This is a genomic window from Martinezella lusitana, assembly GCF_016901135.1.
In the GTDB taxonomy this organism is placed as follows: Bacteria; Pseudomonadota; Alphaproteobacteria; order Rhizobiales; family Rhizobiaceae; genus Rhizobium; species Rhizobium lusitanum_D.
Genome location: NZ_JAFEVL010000070.1, coordinates 1 through 607 on the forward strand (window position 1 = coordinate 1; position 607 = coordinate 607).

The window sequence follows — 607 nt, forward strand, 5'->3', positions numbered from 1 at the left end:
CCGGTCAAGTTGATTGTTGCTTCCGGCAGGGCAATCCTCCAAGAGAGCAGCCTTCCTGAGGGAAGTCGATTCTTCTCAAAGCCTTACAGCGATCATGCCATCGCTGACGCGATGGCCAGGATGCTTTCGGGTGACTGATCCCTCGCGTCTGCGTGAGTAAAGGTGTCCGGATGTTGATTTCCACGCGGAACTGAGCCGGGTTGGTGTGAACCCCTCGGGCTGGACCAGCGACGAGCTTCAAACTAAGCCGCCTGCTGGGCAAGTTGGGTTTCAAATTCTGCTGGCGATCGATAGCCGAGGGCGGAGTGCAGCCTCGGTCTCATCGTCACGGAATTGGTGATCAATGCTCTCAAACACGCCTTCCCTGGTCATCGTGGCGGCAAGATCATCGTCGGCTATCACTCGGACAACGCGCAATGGTCGATGTCGGTGAGCGACAATGGCGTTGGAGTTCCTACGGAGAACGCGGTCAGCAGGGACTTAGCCACTCATTCCGCCGCCCGGATGCGCGAGGTTGCGGGCCTATTATGGGCTTGCTCCCAGTTCATCATGTAGTCACGGGTGAGCGGAACGGCGTCCGCCCGCTTGGCAAGCTGAATCTGAAACA

The 607-nt window shown here is 58.0% G+C and carries 1 protein-coding gene and 1 pseudogene; both read left to right on the plus strand.

What is annotated here, in order from left to right; all coding sequences use genetic code 11:
* Positions 1-138: pseudogene (locus tag JTP94_RS35690) on the plus strand (response regulator); the annotation flags it as partial.
* A gap of 183 nt (positions 139-321) precedes the next feature.
* Positions 322-555: a sensor histidine kinase gene (locus JTP94_RS35855; RefSeq protein ID WP_204853966.1), complete on the plus strand. Its 234-nt coding sequence runs from the start codon at positions 322-324 to the stop codon at positions 553-555.
* The last annotated feature ends 52 nt before the right edge of the window (positions 556-607 follow it).